Origin of the sequence: Microbacterium gubbeenense DSM 15944 (assembly GCF_000422745.1) — a bacterium.
GTDB classification, from domain to species: domain Bacteria; phylum Actinomycetota; class Actinomycetes; order Actinomycetales; family Microbacteriaceae; genus Microbacterium; species Microbacterium gubbeenense.
This window is the reverse complement of sequence record NZ_AUGQ01000001.1, coordinates 378073-396259: the sequence shown is the minus strand read 5'-3', so window position 1 is coordinate 396259 and position 18187 is coordinate 378073. Positions and strand designations below refer to the sequence as shown.

The following is an 18187-nucleotide window of genomic DNA, read 5'->3' as shown; positions in this document are numbered from 1 at the left end:
GAACCCGACAAGACGAAGGGCAAGGCCATGATGCAGGCGGTCATCGACTCCGTCGCCAGCGGCGTCCCCGCAGCGCTGGTCGAGATCCGTCGCCTCGGCCGCACCCTCAAGCAGCGTGCGACGGACGTGCTCGCGTTCTTCGACCGGCCCGGCACCAGCAACGGCCCGACGGAGGCCATCAACGGCCGTCTCGAGCACCTCCGCGGCTCAGCGCTCGGGTTCCGCAACCTGCACAGCTACATCGCGCGATCGCTGCTCGAATCCGGAGGATTCAGATCCGCGCTACACCCTGAATTGCGATGAGCCTGTAGATCGTGACCTCGGTCTGGCTCGGCACCAGTTCCGTGCCCGCGGCAGGATCGGAACCGGTGACCGTCGTCCAGTCGTCGGGCCACGCGTTCCACAGCCCATTGAACGTCACGCTGAAGCCCTCGGCCTCGAGAGCGGCCACGGCCTCGTCGCGGGTCATGCCCTTCACCGACGGAACCGGAACCGGCGGCGGGCCGAGCGACTCGACAAGGGTGACGTCGTCGCCGGGCGAGAGCGTGGTCTCCTCGGGGTTCGGCGTGATGCGGAGCGCGGATCCCGCGGGAACCGACGCGCTGTATTCCCGTTCGGCGGTCTCGGCGACCTGCAGCCCGGCCTCCTCGAGCTGCTGCCGCGCCTGGTCGGCCGACTGGCCCGCAACGTCGGGGACCGGGCCGGCCGATACCGTGATCGCCATCGCGTCGCCCTGGTGCGCGCCGCAGCCGTCGAGGCATCCGTAGCTCTCGTCGGCGCCGCGGGGGGTGATCTGGGCGTCGATGACAGTGCCGGCCTCGCGCGGATCGAATCGCTGGCCGACGTCGTCGCTCACCGTGATGATCGAGTCGGCAGCGTAGTCCTCGACCTGTTGCCTGCTCATGTCGCGCATCGACGACAGCGTCACGGGGGCGGGGCCGAGAGACGTCGTGATCGTCACGGTGTCGCCCGGGTACAGGCGCGCACCGCTCTCGGGTTGGATGCTGATGAACCTTCCGGCCGGAACATCGAGACTGTTCTCGGGCTCCTCGACCGCCTGGACGTCCAATCCGGCCAGCTCGGCGGCCGCCTGCTCGAACGTCGTATCGGCCGCGAACTCGGGCACCGTGACCATGGAGCCGGGGCCCGATCCGAACCACCAGCCCGTTCCGCCTGCGGCGATCGCGAGCGCGAGCACCACGATCACCGCCCACCAGCCGCGCGCGTGTCGGCGCCGGGTCTTCACCCGCAGCCGTTCGGCGTTGCTGCTCGGCGCGACCTGCGCGGAGGCGATCGGACCCGTTCCGGGCAGCACGCTCGTGGCGCCCGGCGGATCCATCGATGGGGGCAGGAGCGCGGTCTCGCCGTCGACGTCGTAGTCGGCATCGCTCGCGGCCGGCGACGCGGCATGCCCGCGGGGCGGCAGGGGAGTGATCCCGAGGTCGTGCTCGATCTCGCGCAGTCGCTCGAGCATGGCCTGCGCGTCGGCGGGGCGCTCGTCCGGTGTGCGCTCGGTCGACCACAGTACGAGCTCGTCGAGCTGCTCGGGCACGGCGGGATTCTTGAAGCTCGGCCGCGGCACTTGCTCGGTCGCGTGCTGATACGCGATCTGCATCGGCTGTTCGCCCTGGTACGGCTGCTCGCCCGTGAGCATCTCGTACAGCATGATGCCCAGCGCGTAGATGTCGGTGCGCGCGTCGGCGGTGCCCTGCGTGACGAGCTCGGGCGCGAGGTAGGCGATGGTGCCGAGCAGCTGCTGGCCCGAGGCCGTGTTCGCGCTCGTCGCGCGCGCGAGTCCGAAGTCGCCGATCTTGATGCGCCCGTCCTCGGCCAGCAGCACGTTCTCGGGCTTCACATCGCGGTGGATGAAGCCCGCTCGGTGCGCCGAGGCGAGCCCCGCGAGAACGGCATGCATCACCGTGACGGCCTGGTCGATCGACAGGCGCTTGGTGTCATTGAGCAGATCGCGCAGCGTCGTGCCCGGAAGGTGCTCCATGACGAGGTAGGCGATGTCGCCGTCCTGGCCCTGGTCGAAGACGCTGACGACGTTCGGGTCGCTCAGCCCGGCCGCGGCGCGGGCCTCCTGGATGAACCGCGTCTGGAACCGGTCGTCGTCGCTCAGGTGGTGGTGCATCACCTTGAGGGCGACGCGCCGCTCCAACCGCAGATCGGTCGCAAGGTACACCGTCGCCATTCCGCCGCGCGCGATTCGGCTGCGCACCCGGTATCTGCCATCGACGAGCCGCCCCACGAGCGGGTCGGCGACAGGACGAGAGGACACCCCTAGATTGTAGGGATCCGCGCGCGCGATCCCGGCAGGACTCACGCGAACGACGGGAGTCGCTGCTCGAGGTCGGGATCATTCAGACGCGCGTGACACAATCAACGGGTGAGTAACAGCGACGCATCCGGACCGACCGAGTGGTTGACGCTCCCTGATGTCGCAGAGCGACTGGGGGAGACGGTCGGCCGCGTTCGGCGTTTTCTGGACGAGAAGACGCTCCTCGCCGTGCGCCGCGACGGAGTGCGCGTCGTGCCGGCCGACTTCCTCGCGGGCAACCGGCCGCTGCCGTCGATCCGCGGCACCGTGATCCTGCTGCAGGACGCGGGCTACGACGATGACGAGATCATCGACTGGCTGTACTCCGACGAGCCCGAGCTGGGGCACCCGCCGATCCAGTCGCTGCTCGCCGGCCGCAAGGCCGAGGTGCGCCGCGTTGCCGCGGCGCTGCTCTGACGCGTCAGAACGACCGGATCGTGGTCGCAGTGACGAGATCTCGCAGCTCGGCCGTCGTGGACTCGTCGAACCCGGCGCTCGTGATGGCGTCGTTCGCCGCGACCGCGTAGGCCGCGATCGCTGATTCGACACGATCGAGTGCGCCGCCCGTGCGCACCGTCTGCTGCAGGGACGCGATCTCGTCTGCGAGGAGATCGTCCGCGCCGAGCCGCTCGTCGAACCCCGTCCGCTCGGCCGGGCTCATGCGCTCGCGGGCATAGGCGACGAGCAGGGTGCGCTTCCCCTCGCGCAGGTCATCGCCCGCCGGCTTTCCGGTGATCTCCGGATCCCCGAACACGCCGAGCACGTCGTCGCGCAGCTGGAACGCGAGTCCGAGCGGTTCGCCGATCGCCGCGAGAGACGTCCGCGCGTCCGCGCCGGCGCCGCCGATCGTCGCGCCCATGAGGAGCGGCTGCTGCACGCTGTAGCGCGCCGACTTGAGCACCGCGATCCGCATCGCGCGGTCGGCGTGCTCGGCGTCGGGGGTCACGGGCCACGCGGCCTCCTCGGCGATGTCGAGGAACTGGCCGAGGATCACGTCGCGCCGCATGCGCGCGTATTCGGATCGAGTGCGCGCGGCGGTCGCGGCATCGACCTGCGCGAGGGCCTCCTCGAGGAGGTCGTCGCTCCAGCCGAGCAGCAGATCGCCGAGCAGGATCGCGCCGGAGCGCCCGAACTCCTCGGACGATCCCGACCAGGTGCGCGCCCGGTGCTCGGCCTCGAGCGCCCGCCACGCGGAGGGGCGACCGCGGCGCGTGTCGGAATTATCGAGGATGTCATCGTGCACGAGCGCGGCCGCCTGGAACACCTCGAGCGCGGCGCCGAGCGCGAGCACGTGATCCGGAACGGCGCCCGCGTCGCGGGTGTGCGCTCGCCATCCCCAGTACGCGAACCTCGCGCGCAGGCGCTTGCCGCCGGAGAAGGAGTCGGCCGCGTGCTGCAGCAGCAGAGCGGCGACGGCGTCATTCGTCGACGTTCCGAACACGGCATCGGCGTCGACTTCTGCGGCTCGAGAGCGCGCGAACATTTCCAGCCGCTCAGAAATGGCTGTGATGATCGGGTGAGGGGAAGTCACTCACCTAGCCTAGGTGGGTGCGAAGGCGATAGAATGAAAGTCGAACTTTCGACCCGAGGGGGTTAACGATGCCACTCTCCGAACAGGAGCAGCGACTTCTCGATGAGATGGAGCGCCAGCTCATGCACACCGACGCCGATGTCGTGCATGCGTCGACCGGCGATCGCACGCTGAGCTACCGCAATCTGCTGCTCGGTGCCGTGCTCGTGCTGGTCGGCCTCGGCGCCATCATCGCGGGAATCGCGATGTGGAACTCGACCGTCGTCGCGGCGGTGATCGTCGGCGTGGTCGGCTTCGGCGCGATGCTCGCCGGCGTGATCCTGGCCGTGTCGCCCGGCAAGGGCGATACCTCGTCCGATGCCTCCGATTCGCGCGCGCCCCAGAAGACGCCGTCGGTCGGCGGCGCATCCTTCATGGACAAGATGAACGACAGGTGGGACAAGCGTCAGCAGGGCTGACCCGACCCGCCCCCGAAGAGCCGCTCCTTGTGAGCGGCTCTTTTTTGTGCCCGGATCCGGCGTCCGGCCGACCGACACGCCGTGACGCGATCGTGATCTCGCGAGAGCACCCCATTTCCCTCCACCGTGCCCGATGCCCGTCTTTACGGGCATTGGGCCTGTGCTATGTGGGTATATTTGCGCCGTATCCTTCAGCTGTGGGGTGAAGTGGAGTAAAGTGGGGACGAATTCGCGGAGGGGGTGATTTCGCCGATGTTGCTTGGGACACACACACCGAAGCTCGACGACAAAGGGCGAGTCATCCTGCCCGCGAAGTTCCGCGAAGAGCTCGCCGGCGGCATCGTCGTCACCCGCGGTCAGGAGCGCTGCCTCTACGTCTTCTCGACCGCCGAGTTCGAAGAGGTGCACAACCGCATCCGTCAGGCGCCGCTGAGCAACAAGCAGGCGCGCGACTTCATGCGCATGTTCCTCTCCGGCGCGAGCGCGGAGACGCCTGATGGGCAGAACCGCATCACCGTTCCCCAGCACCTCCGCCAGTACGCCGGGCTGAACAAAGAGCTTGTGGTCACCGGCGTCGGTGCCCACGCCGAGATCTGGGACGCCGAGTCCTGGAACTCCTACCTCGAAGGCAACGAAGACTCCTTCGCCGAGATGCAGGAGGAGGTGATCCCGGGATTGTTCTGATTCGGCGGCTGCGACTCCCAGCCGCGACCCTGTCGTCACTTCCCCGATGACAGGTCGCGCGGATGGGGATCGGAGCCTCCGGCCCACCGAACACAACGGAAAGTATGAACCTTCGCGACATCCACATCCCCGTCATGCGAGACCGCTGCCTCGAGCTGATGGCACCGGGCCTCGAGCGCAGCGACGCGCTCTACGTCGACGGCACCCTCGGCATGGGCGGCCACGCCGAAGCCGTGCTCGAGCGCTTCGAGAACGCGCGCCTGGTGGGACTCGACCGCGACACCCAGGCGATCGCGATCGCCTCGGAGCGGCTCGAGCGGTTCGCCGGGCGCACCACGTTCGTCCACACGGTGTACGACGGCATCCTCGACGCGCTCGGCGACGCGCGCGCCGACGCGATCCTCTACGACCTCGGCGTCTCGTCGCTGCAACTCGACGAGGCCGACCGCGGGTTCGCGTACGCGAAGGATGCGCCGCTCGACATGCGCATGAACCAGCAGGAGGGCGTCACCGCCGCCGACATCGTCGCGACCTACGGCGAGGGCGACCTGCGCCGGATCTTCGAGCGCTACGGCGAGGAGAAGCTCTCCGGGCGCTACGCGCGAGCGATCATCGCCGCGCGCCAGGCGGATCCGATCGTGCGCACCGGACAGCTCGTCGACGTGCTGCAGGACGCGACGCCGGCCGCCGTCAAGAACGCCGGTCACCCCGCGAAGCGCGTGTTCCAGGCGCTGCGGATCGAAGTCAACGGCGAGCTCGCGGCGCTCGAACGGGCGATCCCCGCCGCGCTCGAGGCGCTGTCTGTCGGTGGACGACTCGTCGTGCTCAGCTACCAGTCGCTCGAGGACCGCTTCGTGAAGCGGCTCTTCCAGGACGCGACACGGTCGTCGGCGCCGGCAGGACTTCCCGTCGAGCTGCCCGAGCACGCACCGAAGCTCCGCCTGATCGTGCGCGGCGCCGAGCAGGCCTCCGAGGACGAAGCAGAGCGCAACCCGCGCGCGAAGCCCGTGCGGCTGCGCGCGATCGAAAGAGTGAGGGAGGGCTGATGAGCCTCGCCGAAACGGACCTGATCCCGTTCGAAACGCCGACCCGGCGCCCCGAACCCGAGCGCACGCTGCAGGCACTGCCGAACAGCGGTCGCCGCCGGCGCCCGCGCCTCGCGTACGCGCTCACGGCCATCGCGGGCGCCGCGGTCATCGCGGCCGCACAGCTCGGCCTGTCGACGCTCACGGCGCAGTCGAGCTACGAGCTCGCGGCCGTCGAGAGCCAGCAGCACCAGCTCACCCTCGATCAGCAGCAGCTGACCGATCAGATCGCGGGCCTCAGCTCGCCGCAGTACCTCGCGGCGAACGCCTCCGCGCTCGGCATGGTCATCGATTCCTCGCCCAGCTACCTGCGCCTCAGCGATTCCTCGATCATGGGCGCGGGCACCCCGGCGAGCGGAACATCGACCGTGAACATGAGCGCCGGTAACGCGGCGGCGAACTCGCTTATCGCCGACACGCCGCTCGTGACCGCCGAAGACGAGACAGTAGCGGAATCATCGTCACCGAGCCTTCCTGAGTCGGTTCCGTCCGCGCCGCCGATCGATGGCGGACTGCCGGCACCGGCCACCCACTGATCACGACTCGCTCGAGGGGACGCGCATGAACGCCACGACCGGACACGGTGTGCGCCGTCGGACGACGGTGGCGGCTGTCATCATCATGATCGTGCTGGTCGCGTTCGTCGTGCGCCTGTTCGACATTCAGGTTGTGCGGGCCGATGACCACATGGCTGACGCGCAGAGCGTCGGCAACTTCGTCGGCGGTGCCACGCTGCCCGGCGTTCGCGGATCCATCGTCGACGACAAGGGACAGGTGCTCGCGAGCACCACCGTGCGTTATAACGCCGCGATCGATCCGAGCCTCGCGCACAACGTCAACCGCCTCGACGACGAAGGCGAAAGCTACGTCGAGACCTGGGGCCGCATCGCCGAGCGCATCGGCGAGGTCGTCGGCATGGAGGGCGTCGATGTCGAGAAGGTCGCGGAGGACGCGATCGCGAACAACCCCGACGCCGAGTACATCTCGCTGAAGAAGGGTCTGTCGACCGAGCAGTACCGCGAGCTGCTCGAGATCGACGCGCCCATGCTGATCCTCGAACCACAGAAGTCGCGCAGCTATCCCAACGGCGCTGTCGGCGCGAACCTGGTGGGGTTCACGGGTGCCGACGACGAGCCGCTCGCCGGATACGAGCTGCTCGAGAACGCGTGCCTCGAGTCGACGGACGGCAAGATCACCTATCAGCGCTCAGCGGACGCCGGCGTCCGGATCCCGGGCACCACCACCGAGACGCCCGCGCAGGACGGCGGCACGCTCAACCTGACGATCGACACCGACCTCAGCTGGTATCTGCTGCAGATGCTGAAGGAAGAGGTCGAGACCCAGAACGCGCAGGCCGGCTCGATCATGGTCGCCGACGTGAAGACGGGCGAGATCAAGGCGGCCGTCGACTACCCGACGCTCGATCCCAACACGCCCGGCGAGACGGATGCTGACAATCGCGGTGCGAAGGCGCTCACGCGGTCGTTCGAGCCCGGATCCACGTTCAAAGCGATCACCGCGGCCACCGTGCTCGACCAGGGGGCGGCGACGCCCCTCACCGAGATCAGGGCCTCCGGCTACGAGCAGTTCCCGAACGGCGCGGCCGTCGGCGACTCGTTCATGCACCCCGAGTACCGCTACACCGTCACGGGCGCGCTCATCGACTCGTCGAACGTCGCGCTGTCGAAGATCGGCGAGCTCGTACCCGACCAGACGCGCTACGACTACCTGGAGAAGTTCGGCGTCGGGCAGAAGAGCCCGATCGACTTCGGCAGCGCCGAGCCGAGCGGCGTGCTGCACCCCGTGAGCGAGTGGGACAACCAGACGCACTATGCGACGACATTCGGACAGGCGTTCACCGTCACGATGCAGCAGGTCGTGAGCGCGTACCAGACGCTCGCGAACGGCGGCGTGCGCGAGCCCGTGCACATCGTCGACAGCTGCGAGAACGCCGACGGCACCACGACCAAGGCCGACCTCCCGGCGTCAGAGCGCGTGATCAGCGAGGAGGCCGCGAACGAGACGGTCGAGATCCTCGAGAACGTCGCGGCACAGGGCAGCCTCGCCGACCAGATCAGCATCCCGGGGTACCGCGTCGGCATCAAGACCGGTACGGCTCAGAAGACGGACGGCAACGGCAACTACAAGTCGGGCGTGTACTTCACGAGCATGATCGGCATCGCTCCGATCGACGACCCTCAGTACGTCGTCATGGTCAGTCTCGACGAGCCGCGTAGGATTACGTCATCGTCGGCCAACGCGTCGGCATTCAAGAAGGCGATGACGCAGGTGCTGAAGAACTACCGCGTGCCGCCGTCGGAGGAGCCGTTCGAACCGCTCCCGAAGTTCAAGGAATAGCGCGCTCCGGCGCGGAGGATCCGAAATCACATGATCGCTCTTTCACTCGCCGAGATCGCAGCCGCTACGCGCGGCGAGCTGATCCGTCATGGCGACGACACCCCGGAGACGATGGTCTCGGGCACGGTCGACACCGACTCTCGCAACACCGCGCGCGGCGACATCTTCGTCGCGAAGCCCGGTGCGCACACCGACGGGCACCGCTTCGTCGGAACGGCGGCGGATCAGGGCGCCGCGCTCGCGATCGTCGAGCACGTCGTCGACGCGCCGGTCACGCAGATCGTGGTCGCAGACGCCGTGGCGGCGCTGTCCGATCTCGCGCGCGAGGTCGTCTCGCGCGTGCGCGCGAACGGCCCGCTGAAGATCGTGGGGATCACCGGATCCAACGGCAAGACGACGACGAAGAACATGCTGCGCACGATCCTCGAGCAGGAGGGCGAGACGGTGGCGCCCGTCGCCTCGTTCAACAACGCCGTCGGCGCCCCGCTCACGATGCTGCGCGTGAACCACGACACCGCATACCTCGTGTGCGAATTCGGCGCCGACGCGCCCGGCCAGATCGCCCGGCTCGCCGGGCTGGTCACGCCGGACGTCGGCGTCGTGCTCATGGTCGGTCTCTCGCACGCGGGCGGATTCGGCGGCATCGAGCAGACGGCCCTCGCCAAGCGCGAGCTCGTCGAGCAGGTCCGTCCGGGCGGAACCGCCGTTCTGAACATCGACGACTCGCGCGTCGCGGCGATGGCGGCGACGGCCGAGGAGCGCGGCCTCGAGGTGCGGTTCTTCGGCGAGGGCGACGGATCCGACGTGCGCGCACGCGACCTCGTCGTGACGGCGTCGGGCACGCACGCGACGCTCGACGTCGACGGATCCGCTCTTCCGCTGCACCTCCGCGTGCTCGGCGCGCATCACGTCAAGAACGCGATGGCGGCCCTGACCGCGGCCGTCGCGCTCGGCGTGAGCCCGGCCGACGCGGTCGCGCGGCTCGAGACGATCGAACTCGCCGAGCGGTGGCGCATGCAGGTCATGGGGTCGCAGAGCGTGCGCATCATCAACGACGCGTACAACGCGAGCCCCGACGCGATGCAGGCCGCGCTGCGCACGCTCGCGCAGATCACCGGCGAGGGCGAGCGCATGGTCGCCGTGCTCGGCGCGATGAGCGAGCTCGGCGAGCGCGACGTCGAGGAGCACCAGAAGATCGGCCTGCTCGCCGTGCGCCTGCGCATTCCTCGGATCGTCGTGGTCGGGTCGGACGCGCGACCGCTGTTCCTGTCGGCGATCGCCGAGGGCAGCTGGAGCGACGAGGCCGTGTTCTTCGAGACCGCCGACGAAGCCTACGAGTATCTGAAGGACGAGCTGCGCGACGGCGATCGCGTGCTCGTGAAGAGCTCCAACGCGGCCGGTCTTCGGAATCTCGGCGATCGTCTGGGAGACTTGTTCTCGTGAGATCACTTCTGGCAGCCGGGGCGATCTCGCTCGCGTTCACACTTCTGCTCGCTCCTGTCTTCTTCCGCATGTTCCGTGCGTGGGGATGGGGGCAGGTCATCCGCACGGATGGCGAGGGCTTCAACGCGCCCAAGCACGACACGAAGCGCGGCACGCTCACCATGGGCGGCGTCATCTTCATCCTCGGCACGGTCGTCGGCTACGTCGCCGGCACCTACGCGGGCGGCAACCCTCCGACCCTGTCGGGATGGCTCGTGATCTGGTCGATGCTCGGCTTCGGCATGGTCGGCTTCATCGATGACTTCATGAAGGTCAAGATGCAGCACTACGCGGGACTCAGCGGCTGGAAGAAGATCGTCGGCCAGATCCTCGTCATGGTGCCGTTCGGCATCGTCGCGCTCAACTTCCCGAACCGGGCCGGGCTCACGCCCGCGACGGGATACGTCTCGTTCATCCGCGACATCGATGTGCTGAGCTTCGCGACGCTCATGACCGCCGTGCCGATCGTCGGCTGGTTCCTCTACCTGCTCTGGATCTCGCTGCTCGGCACCGGGTTCAGCAACTCGGTGAACCTCACCGACGGCCTCGACGGACTCGCGGCCGGCGCCGGCATCTTCGTCGTCGGCGCGTACAGCCTCATCGCGTTCTGGCAGTTCAACCAGGCGTGCGTCGGCACAAGCATCTCACCGGACAACCTCACCGCCTGTTACCAGGTGCGAGACCCGCTCGACCTCGCGATCGTGTCGGCATCGGTCGTCGGCTCGCTCGCCGGATTCCTCTGGTGGAACGCCCCGAAGGCGAAGATCTTCATGGGCGACGTCGGATCCATGGCGATCGGCGGCGTCATCGTCGCGATGGCGATCCTCACGCGCACCGAGCTGCTCGGCGTGCTGATCGCCGGATTGTTCGTGATGTCGAGCGGATCCGTGATCCTGCAGCGCCTGTACTTCAAGATGACGCGCGGCAAGCGATTGTTCCTGATGAGCCCGATCCACCACCACTTCGAGCTGCGCGGATGGCACGAGTCGACGATCGTCGTGCGGTTCTGGATCATCGCGGCGCTGTTCTCGATCACGGGAGTCGGCCTGATGTACATCGATTGGCTCTCGCGCGTATGAGCGCGGATCCGGCCGTGCGCCTCGATGCGCTCTCGAGCTGGCATGCCGACTGGACGGGGCTGAAAGTCGTCGTTCTCGGTCTCGACGCGGTGGCGTTCTCGGTCGTCGACACGCTCGCCGAGCTCGGCAGCAGCGTGCTGGCGGTCGCCGAGCAGGCGCCCGATGACCTCGCGCGCCTCGTGCCCGTGGTCGGTGCGCGGCTCGAGCAGGCCGCGCTCGATGACGTGCCCGACGCCGTCCGGGAGTTCGCTCCCGACGTCGTGGTCGCGACCGACGCGTTCGCGCCGACGCACCCGATCCTGGCGTGGGCCGAGACGAACGGCGCAGCCGTTTGGGGCGACGCGGAGCTCGCCTGGCGCGTGCGCGACAAGATCGCGCGCGCCGATGGAACCCCCGCCGAGTGGCTCGTCGTCGCCGGATCTGTGGGGAAGACCACGACCGTCGCCCTCGCCGCGACGATGCTCGTCGCGGGCGGGCTGCGCGCCGCGCCCTGCGGATCCGGTGTCGTTCCGATCCTCGACGCCGTGCGCGATCCGGCGGGCTTCGACGCGCTCGTCGTCGAGCTGTCCGAGGGGCAGCTGCGGCACCTGCGCGCGGCCCGCGATGCCGGCGCCCCGGTGCCGCTCGCGTCGACCTGCCTCGGCGCGGCCGACGGCGCCGACCACGACGCGCTCGGCACCGTGTACCGCCACACCGTGACGGCGTGCGTTTACAACCGCACCGACTCGGCCACGATGCGCATGGTCGAGGACGCCGATGTCACCGACGGCGCCCGCGCGATCGGCGTCGGGCTCGACACGCCCGGCCCGAGCGACCTCGGCGTGGTCGACGGCATCCTCGCCGACCGCGCCTTCGTCGAGAACCGGCGCACATCGGCCGCCGAGCTGTCGACGATCGCCGACCTCGACGCGCGCGGCCTCGCCGCCCCGCACCACGTCTTCGACGTGCTCGTCGCGGCGGCGCTCGCGCGCGCGGCCGGAATCGAACCGGCGAGCGTCGCGGCCGGGATCGACCGATTCGAGCTCTGAGCCTCACCTCTCAGCTGAGTGTTCGCGCGACACGCGACCGCGTGCGGGGGATCGGTGTCGCGCGCGATCAGACTGAGGGGGCCGTAACGCGCGACATGGAGAGGGGGCGCCGGTGACACAGGCGACTCGACCTCCCCGCGGGGGATCCTCGCGGCCGCTGTCGGCGCGCATCGCGCTCGGCCGATCCATCAAGCCGGTTCCGGTCGAGTTCCTCCTGATCGGGTCCGCGGCGATCCTGCTCACCGCCTTCGGCGTGGTGATGGCGTTCTCGGCGACCACCGTCGAATCGATCTCGACGACCGGCAGCCCGTACAACAGCGGGCTCAGTCACCTCGTGTTCGCGGCGGTGGGGCTGCCCGTCATGTTCGTCGTCAGCCGGTTCCGCCCGAGCTGGCTGCGCAAGCTCGCGTGGCCGGCGCTCGCGTTCGGCATCGTGCTGCAGATGCTCGTGTTCACGCCCCTCGGCAACGCGAGCGGCGGAAACCGCAACTGGATCTATTTCGGATCGCTGTCGGTCCAGCCGAGCGAGTTCCTCAAGGTCGCGCTCGTGCTGTGGATCTCGTTCATCCTGTACCGCAAGCGCGAGGCCCTCACGAGCTTCTGGCAGTTCGCGATCCCGATCCTTCCCGGCATCACGTTCGCCCTCGTCACGGTCCTCGGCGGGCGGGACCTCGGCACGGCGACCATCATCGCGATGCTGGCCTTCGGCACGCTGTTCTTCGCCGGCGTCCGGCTGCGATTCCTCCTGCCGATCGTGGCGCTGGCCGCCGTCGGCGTCGCCATGCTCGCGATCTTCAGCGAGAACCGCATGAAGCGCATCATGAGCGTGTTCGACCCGAACTGCGACCCGTCCGTCGAGTGCTACCAGCCGAACCACGGCATCTGGGGGCTCGCGGGCGGCGGCATCTTCGGCCGCGGGCTCGGCAACTCGCACGAGAAGTACAACTGGCTTCCGGCCGCGGCCGACGACTACATCTTCGCGATCGTCGGAGAAGAGCTCGGCCTCATCGGATGCGTCGTCGTGCTATTGCTGTTCGCGGTGCTCGCGGTCGGCATCTTCCGCATCGTGCGCCGAACCGACGATCTCTTCACCCGCGCCGTGGCCGGCGGCCTCGGCGTGTGGATCATCGGCCAGGCGCTCGTGAACATCGGCGTGGTGCTGCGCGTGCTGCCGGCCCTCGGCGTTCCGCTGCCGTTCCTATCGGCCGGCGGATCCTCGCTCATCGCCGTGCTCATCGCGAGTGGCATCCTGCTCGCGCTCGCCCGCACGCTTCCCGACGGCACGCGTCCCGTCGCCGTTCACTCACGCTCGGCATCGTAGGATCGTCCGGTGACGACGTACCTGCTCGCCGGCGGAGGAACTGCCGGACACGTGAACCCCATGCTCGCTGTCGCTGACGGGCTGAAGGCGCGCCGCCCCGACGACGAGGTGCTCATCCTCGGCACGGCCGAAGGCCTCGAATCGCGGCTCGTTCCCGAGCGCGGCTACGAGCTGCTCATCGTGCCGAAGGTGCCCTTTCCCCGCCGCCCGAACGGCGCGGCCCTGAAGTTCCCGGTGCGCTTCTCGCGCGCCGTGAAGACCGTGCGCGGGTATCTCCGCGAGCGCGGGGTCGACGTCGTGCTCGGCGTCGGCGGATACGCGGCCGCCCCCGCGTACATCGCCGCGAAGCGCGAGCGGATCCCGTCGGTCGTGCACGAGGCGAACGCGCGACCCGGAATGGCGAACGTACTCGGGGCGCGCTCGGCATCGGCCGTGGGCGTCGCCTTCGAGGGCACGCCGATGAAGCGCGGCGAGCTCGTCGGCATGCCGCTGCGCCCGGAGATCGTCGAGCTCGATCGCGCGGCCGCGCGGCGCGAGGCGGCCGAGAGCTTCGGCCTCGATCCCGATCGGCCGATCCTGCTGGTGTTCGGCGGATCCCTGGGCGCGCGCCGCATCAACGAGACCCTCGCGAGCTCGTGGCGCGACATCCTCGATGCCGGCTGGCAGGTGCTGCACGCGACCGGACAGAAGAACGCGGTCGACGACCCGTCCGCGCCCGGCTACGCGGTCGTGCCCTACATCGACCGCATGGACCTCGCGTTCGCGGCCGCCGACCTCATCGTCGCCCGCTCCGGCGCGTCGACCGTTTCTGAGATCTCGGCGCTCGGCATCCCCGCCCTCTACGTGCCCTACCCGGTCGGCAACGGCGAGCAGAAGCTCAACGCCTCCTCGGCGGTTTCCCGCGGGGCGGCTCGCATCATCGACGACGCCGACTTCACACCCGAGCGCGTGCGCCGAGAGATCGTGCCGCTCCTCGCCGACCGCGGCGCCCTCGACGCCATGACGGCGGCGGCGGCGAAGGCGGGAACTCGCCTCGGAACAGAGAATGTGATCGCGCACCTCGATCGCGCGATGAAGGAGAACCGTTCGTGATCGCTCCAGACCTCACCGTTCCCATTCCCGACGAGATCCGCGCGGTGCACTTCATCGGCATCGGCGGGTCGGGAATCTCGGGACTCGCGCGCATGTTCCTCGGCGCGGGCATTCCGGTGTCCGGATCAGACCGCGCCGAGAGCCAGAACACGGGCGATCTCGTCGAGCTCGGCGCGACGGTGCACATCGGGCACGATGCCGCGAACCTCGGCGACGTCGACACCGTCGTGTACACGGGCGCGATCTGGCCCGAGAACCCCGAATTCCTCGCCGCTAAGGAGCGCGGGCTCAGCGTGCTGCACCGCTCGCAGGCCCTGAAATACCTCATCGCCGGCCGCCGGCTCGTCTCCGTCGCCGGAGCGCACGGCAAGACGACATCGACCGGCATGATCGTCACGGCCCTCGCCGAGCTCGGCGACGACCCGAGCTTCGTCAACGGCGGCGTCATCCAGCAGTACGGGGTATCGAGCCGCGCCGGATCCGATGACCTGTTCGTGGTCGAGGCCGACGAGTCGGACGGCACGTTCCTGATCTACGACACGTCGATCGCGCTGATCACCAACGTCGACGCCGACCACCTCGACCACTACGGCTCGCACGAGGCATTCGACGACGCCTTCGTGAGGTTCGCCGACTCGGCGCGCGAAGCGGTCGTGATCTCGTCCGACGACGCGGGCGCGTCCCGCGTCGCGGCGCGGCTCACGCACCGCAACGTCGTCTCGTTCGGCGAGGCGGCCGATGCGGACGTGCGCGTCGAGTTCGCCGACGACGGATCCGTCCGCGTCTCGCGCGGGGAGGAGAGCGCCGAGCTGTGCCTCGCGGTTCCCGGACGCCACAACGTGCTGAACGCGGCGGGCGCGATCGCGGTCATGACCGAGCTCGGCCACCCGTTCCCGGATGCCGTGCGCGCCGCGTCGGCGTTCGGCGGCACGGTGCGCCGCTTCGAACTGCACGGAACTCGCCGCGGCGTGAGCGTGTACGACGACTACGCCCACCACCCGACCGAGGTCGAGGCGGCTCTCGAGGCGGCGCGCACGGTCGTCGGGTCGGGCCGGATCATCGCCCTTCACCAGCCGCACACCTACTCCCGCACGAAGCTCATGGCGACCGAGTTCGCCGAGGTGCTCGAGCGGTGCGCCGATCACTCGGTCGTGCTCGACGTGTACGGCGCGCGCGAGGATCCGATCCCGGGCGTGACGGGCGAGCTCGTCGAGCACGGGTTCGCGGATCCCGCCAACGTGTCGTACCTGCCCGACTGGGACGCTGCCGCCAGGCGCGCCGCGGAGGTCGCGCGCGAGGGCGACTTCATCATCACGCTCGGCTGCGGAAACGTGAACCTCATCGTTCCGCAGGTCCTGGACGCGCTGCAGCCGGAGGAATGACCAGGTGAAGCGGCCCACTCCCATCCCGCCTCGTCAGACGCCCCCGGCGCCGGACGAGGACGATTTCGCGGGCGACGAGCCCGACGAGGCCCCCGCTCGCGGGCGCCTCGGCTCGATCCTGCCTTTCGGCAGGTCGAAGCACGCGGATGTCGAGGACGAGGCCGACGGCGCGGAGACGACCGAATCGAAGGATCCGGACGCCGAGAAGGTCGGCCTGCGGCGCCTCGGGTGGCGCCGGAAGCGGGCGGAGCGCGCCGAGGTGCGCCGATTCACGGCGCGGTCGCGGCGGCGCCGGATCATCTGGCTGTCGTCGGTCGGAGCGGTGGTGCTGCTCGCGATCGGCACGATCGGCGCCGCGTACAGCCCGCTGTTCGCCGTCGAGAAGATCGAGGTCGTCGGCGCGTCTGCTCTCGACGTCGCGGCGGTCGAGGCCTCGCTCGAGGGACAGAAAGGTCGGCCGCTGCCGCTCATCGACCGCGATGAGATCCGCGCCGCGCTGACGTCGTTCCCGCTCGTGGAGACGTTCTCGATCGAGCCCCATCCGCCCCACGAGCTCATCGTCCGCGTCGAGGAGCGCACCCCGGTCGCGGTGATGGCGACCGACGCCGGATTCACGACCGTGGATGCGGCGGGCGTGGCCCTCGACACGGCCGAGGCGCAGCCGGAGGGAGTTCCGATCGCCGAGGTCGAGGACGGGCCGCACTCCGACGTGTTCGCGGAGGTCGGGCAGGTGCTGCGCGCGCTGCCGGAGGATCTGGCGAAGCGCATCTCCGTGATCCGCGCGACCTCGCCCGAGGACGTGACGTTCGACCTGCCGGACGGCGGGGGAGTCACGGTCGTCTGGGGGAGCGCGGGCGACACGGCCGAGAAGATCCAGATCCTCACGGCGGCGTTCTCCGCCGCGCCGCCCGACACCGTCTCGACGTACGACGTGTCGTCGGCGGGCGTGCTCGTCGTCAAGTGAACGTTTTCTTCGGACACGCCGCGGCGCGCCTCGGGGATCACGGGCGCGCGCCACGTACCGTCAGTGACGAGCAAATATACATTCCGGTGAATAGTTTAACCCTCTTGTAAAGGTTGAAGGTTAAACACTCCGGTTGCAGCCCAGGTTCCGTCGATGGAGGCAGCATGAGCCAGAACCAGAACTACCTCGCCGTCATCAAGGTCGTCGGCGTCGGTGGTGGCGGCGTCAACGCCGTTAACCGCATGATCGAGCTCGGGCTGCGCGGCGTCGAGTTCATCTCGATCAATACCGACGCGCAGGCGCTCCTCATGAGCGATGCGGACGTCAAGCTCGACGTGGGGCGCGATCTGACTCGCGGCCTGGGTGCGGGCGCCGATCCCGAGGTGGGCCGTCGTGCCGCCGAGGATCACCAGGAAGAGATCGAGCAGGCCCTCGCGGGCGCCGACATGGTCTTCGTCACGGCGGGCGAGGGCGGCGGCACCGGCACCGGCGGTGCTCCGGTCGTCGCGCGCATCGCGAAGTCGATCGGCGCGCTCACGATCGGCGTCGTCACGAAGCCGTTCTCGTTCGAGGGCCGTCGTCGCCAGCAGCAGGCCGAGCAGGGCGTCGCAATCCTGAAGGAAGAGGTCGACACGCTCATCGTCGTGCCGAACGATCGCCTTCTCGAGATCAGCGATCGCGGCATCTCGATGGTCGAGGCGTTCGCCACGGCCGACCAGGTGCTGCTCGCCGGTGTGCAGGGCATCACCGACCTCATCACGACGCCGGGCCTCATCAACCTCGACTTCGCCGACGTGAAGAGCGTCATGCAGGGCGCGGGCAGCGCCCTGATGGGAATCGGATCCGCGCGCGGCGCCGACCGCGCCATCAAGGCCGCCGAGCTCGCCGTCGAATCCCCGCTCCTCGAGGCATCGATCGAGGGCGCGCACGGCGTGCTGCTGTCGATCCAGGGCGGATCGAACCTCGGCATCTTCGAGATCAACGACGCGGCCCGCCTCGTGCAGGAGGCCGCGCACCCCGAGGCCAACATCATCTTCGGAACGGTCATCGACGACACCCTCGGCGACGAGGTGCGCGTGACGGTCGTGGCCGCAGGCTTCGACGGCGGCGAGCCGCAGGCGCGCGTGGACGTGCCCGCATTCGGCGCCCGCGCCGAGGCCGTGACGCAGCGTCCCGCGCTGCCGGGCGACGCACCCAGCGCCTCGCCCTCGACCAGCGATGAATCGGACGAGAAGCCGGCCGAGAAGGCCCCCACGGTGATCCCCCCGACCCCCGTCCTCGGCGGCGAGTCCGGCGGATTCGACGGCGGCGACGACGACATCGACATTCCCGAGTTCCTGAAGTGACGGGTCGGCGGGTCTCCACGTCCATCCGTTCCGGCGTGCGCGCCGGCCGGTGGGCAG

17 protein-coding genes are annotated in these 18187 nt (G+C 69.2%); 15 read left to right on the top strand and 2 right to left on the bottom strand.

The window, feature by feature from the left end; genetic code table 11:
• The coding region (locus G510_RS0101990; protein WP_029152225.1) for a transposase at positions 1-303 on the top strand (303 nt) is incomplete at its 5' end.
• On the opposite strand, the gene pknB is transcribed toward G510_RS0101990, so the two are convergent.
• Positions 272-2281 carry a Stk1 family PASTA domain-containing Ser/Thr kinase gene (pknB, locus tag G510_RS0101985; protein WP_029152224.1) on the bottom strand — a complete coding sequence of 670 codons (2010 nt, stop codon included), beginning with the start codon at positions 2279-2281 and terminating at the stop codon, positions 272-274. The genes G510_RS0101990 and pknB overlap by 32 nt on opposite strands.
• Positions 2282-2389: 108 nt before the next feature.
• On the opposite strand from pknB, the gene G510_RS0101980 reads away from it, so the two are divergent.
• A complete protein-coding gene (locus G510_RS0101980) occupies positions 2390-2737 on the top strand; it encodes an Rv2175c family DNA-binding protein (protein WP_029152223.1) in 348 nt (115 codons plus the stop codon).
• A 4-nt stretch (positions 2738-2741) separates the two neighbouring features.
• On the opposite strand, the gene G510_RS0101975 is transcribed toward G510_RS0101980, so the two are convergent.
• Positions 2742-3851, bottom strand: coding sequence for a polyprenyl synthetase family protein (locus G510_RS0101975; RefSeq protein ID WP_029152222.1), 1110 nt, complete (start codon positions 3849-3851; stop codon positions 2742-2744).
• 68 nt (positions 3852-3919) lie between these two features.
• Here G510_RS0101975 and G510_RS0101970 point away from each other — a divergent pair, with 68 nt between their 5' ends.
• The 13 genes from G510_RS0101970 to ftsZ all read left to right on the top strand — a co-directional run bounded on the left by G510_RS0101970 (position 3920) and on the right by ftsZ (position 18130).
• The gene (locus G510_RS0101970; protein WP_029152221.1) at positions 3920-4309 is read left to right on the top strand and encodes a DUF3040 domain-containing protein; all 390 of its coding nucleotides are present in this window, start codon (positions 3920-3922) and stop codon (positions 4307-4309) included.
• Between the two features lie 252 nt (positions 4310-4561).
• Positions 4562-4993 (top strand): division/cell wall cluster transcriptional repressor MraZ, encoded by a 432-nt coding sequence (gene mraZ, locus G510_RS0101965; protein ID WP_029152220.1) that lies wholly within the window; start codon positions 4562-4564, stop codon positions 4991-4993.
• A 104-nt stretch (positions 4994-5097) separates the two neighbouring features.
• The gene (rsmH, locus tag G510_RS0101960; RefSeq protein ID WP_029152219.1) at positions 5098-6039 is read left to right on the top strand and encodes a 16S rRNA (cytosine(1402)-N(4))-methyltransferase RsmH; all 942 of its coding nucleotides are present in this window, start codon (positions 5098-5100) and stop codon (positions 6037-6039) included.
• The gene (gene ftsL / locus G510_RS0101955; protein WP_029152218.1) at positions 6039-6614 is read left to right on the top strand and encodes a cell division protein FtsL; all 576 of its coding nucleotides are present in this window, start codon (positions 6039-6041) and stop codon (positions 6612-6614) included. Before rsmH ends, ftsL begins: the two co-directional genes overlap by 1 nt.
• Positions 6615-6639: 25 nt before the next feature.
• Positions 6640-8436, top strand: coding sequence for a peptidoglycan D,D-transpeptidase FtsI family protein (locus G510_RS0101950; RefSeq protein WP_036321630.1), 1797 nt, complete (start codon positions 6640-6642; stop codon positions 8434-8436).
• 30 nt (positions 8437-8466) lie between these two features.
• Positions 8467-9879, top strand: coding sequence for a UDP-N-acetylmuramoyl-tripeptide--D-alanyl-D-alanine ligase (locus G510_RS0101945; protein WP_029152216.1), 1413 nt, complete (start codon positions 8467-8469; stop codon positions 9877-9879).
• Positions 9876-10997: a phospho-N-acetylmuramoyl-pentapeptide-transferase gene (gene mraY / locus G510_RS0101940; RefSeq protein WP_029152215.1), complete on the top strand. Its 1122-nt coding sequence runs from the start codon at positions 9876-9878 to the stop codon at positions 10995-10997. Before G510_RS0101945 ends, mraY begins: the two co-directional genes overlap by 4 nt.
• A complete protein-coding gene (locus G510_RS15055) occupies positions 10994-12025 on the top strand; it encodes a Mur ligase family protein (RefSeq protein WP_051216176.1) in 1032 nt (343 codons plus the stop codon). The genes mraY and G510_RS15055 overlap by 4 nt, the downstream gene beginning before the upstream one ends.
• A 112-nt stretch (positions 12026-12137) precedes the next feature.
• Positions 12138-13346: a putative lipid II flippase FtsW gene (gene ftsW / locus G510_RS15050; protein WP_051216174.1), complete on the top strand. Its 1209-nt coding sequence runs from the start codon at positions 12138-12140 to the stop codon at positions 13344-13346.
• 9 nt (positions 13347-13355) lie between these two features.
• A complete protein-coding gene (locus G510_RS0101925) occupies positions 13356-14438 on the top strand; it encodes a UDP-N-acetylglucosamine--N-acetylmuramyl-(pentapeptide) pyrophosphoryl-undecaprenol N-acetylglucosamine transferase (RefSeq protein WP_029152214.1) in 1083 nt (360 codons plus the stop codon).
• Positions 14435-15820: a UDP-N-acetylmuramate--L-alanine ligase gene (gene murC, locus G510_RS0101920; protein ID WP_029152213.1), complete on the top strand. Its 1386-nt coding sequence runs from the start codon at positions 14435-14437 to the stop codon at positions 15818-15820. The genes G510_RS0101925 and murC overlap by 4 nt, the downstream gene beginning before the upstream one ends.
• 4 nt (positions 15821-15824) lie before the next feature.
• Positions 15825-16784 (top strand): cell division protein FtsQ/DivIB, encoded by a 960-nt coding sequence (locus G510_RS15045; RefSeq protein WP_051216171.1) that lies wholly within the window; start codon positions 15825-15827, stop codon positions 16782-16784.
• Positions 16785-16948: 164 nt separating this feature from the next.
• Positions 16949-18130 (top strand): cell division protein FtsZ, encoded by a 1182-nt coding sequence (ftsZ, locus tag G510_RS0101910; RefSeq protein ID WP_029152212.1) that lies wholly within the window; start codon positions 16949-16951, stop codon positions 18128-18130.
• The last annotated feature ends 57 nt before the right edge of the window (positions 18131-18187 follow it).

What these genes read in the sequence shown, in the direction of transcription:
- mraZ (WP_029152220.1), top strand. Translation starts at nt 4,562, where the DNA reads ATGTTGCTTGGGACACACACACCGAAGCTCGACGACAAAGGGCGAGTC.
- rsmH (WP_029152219.1), top strand. Translation starts at nt 5,098, where the DNA reads ATGAACCTTCGCGACATCCACATCCCCGTCATGCGAGACCGCTGCCTC.
- ftsZ (WP_029152212.1), top strand. Translation starts at nt 16,949, where the DNA reads ATGAGCCAGAACCAGAACTACCTCGCCGTCATCAAGGTCGTCGGCGTC.
- G510_RS15055 (WP_051216176.1), top strand. Translation starts at nt 10,994, where the DNA reads ATGAGCGCGGATCCGGCCGTGCGCCTCGATGCGCTCTCGAGCTGGCAT.
- ftsL (WP_029152218.1), top strand. Translation starts at nt 6,039, where the DNA reads ATGAGCCTCGCCGAAACGGACCTGATCCCGTTCGAAACGCCGACCCGG.
- G510_RS0101950 (WP_036321630.1), top strand. Translation starts at nt 6,640, where the DNA reads ATGAACGCCACGACCGGACACGGTGTGCGCCGTCGGACGACGGTGGCG.
- G510_RS0101970 (WP_029152221.1), top strand. Translation starts at nt 3,920, where the DNA reads ATGCCACTCTCCGAACAGGAGCAGCGACTTCTCGATGAGATGGAGCGC.
- G510_RS0101945 (WP_029152216.1), top strand. Translation starts at nt 8,467, where the DNA reads ATGATCGCTCTTTCACTCGCCGAGATCGCAGCCGCTACGCGCGGCGAG.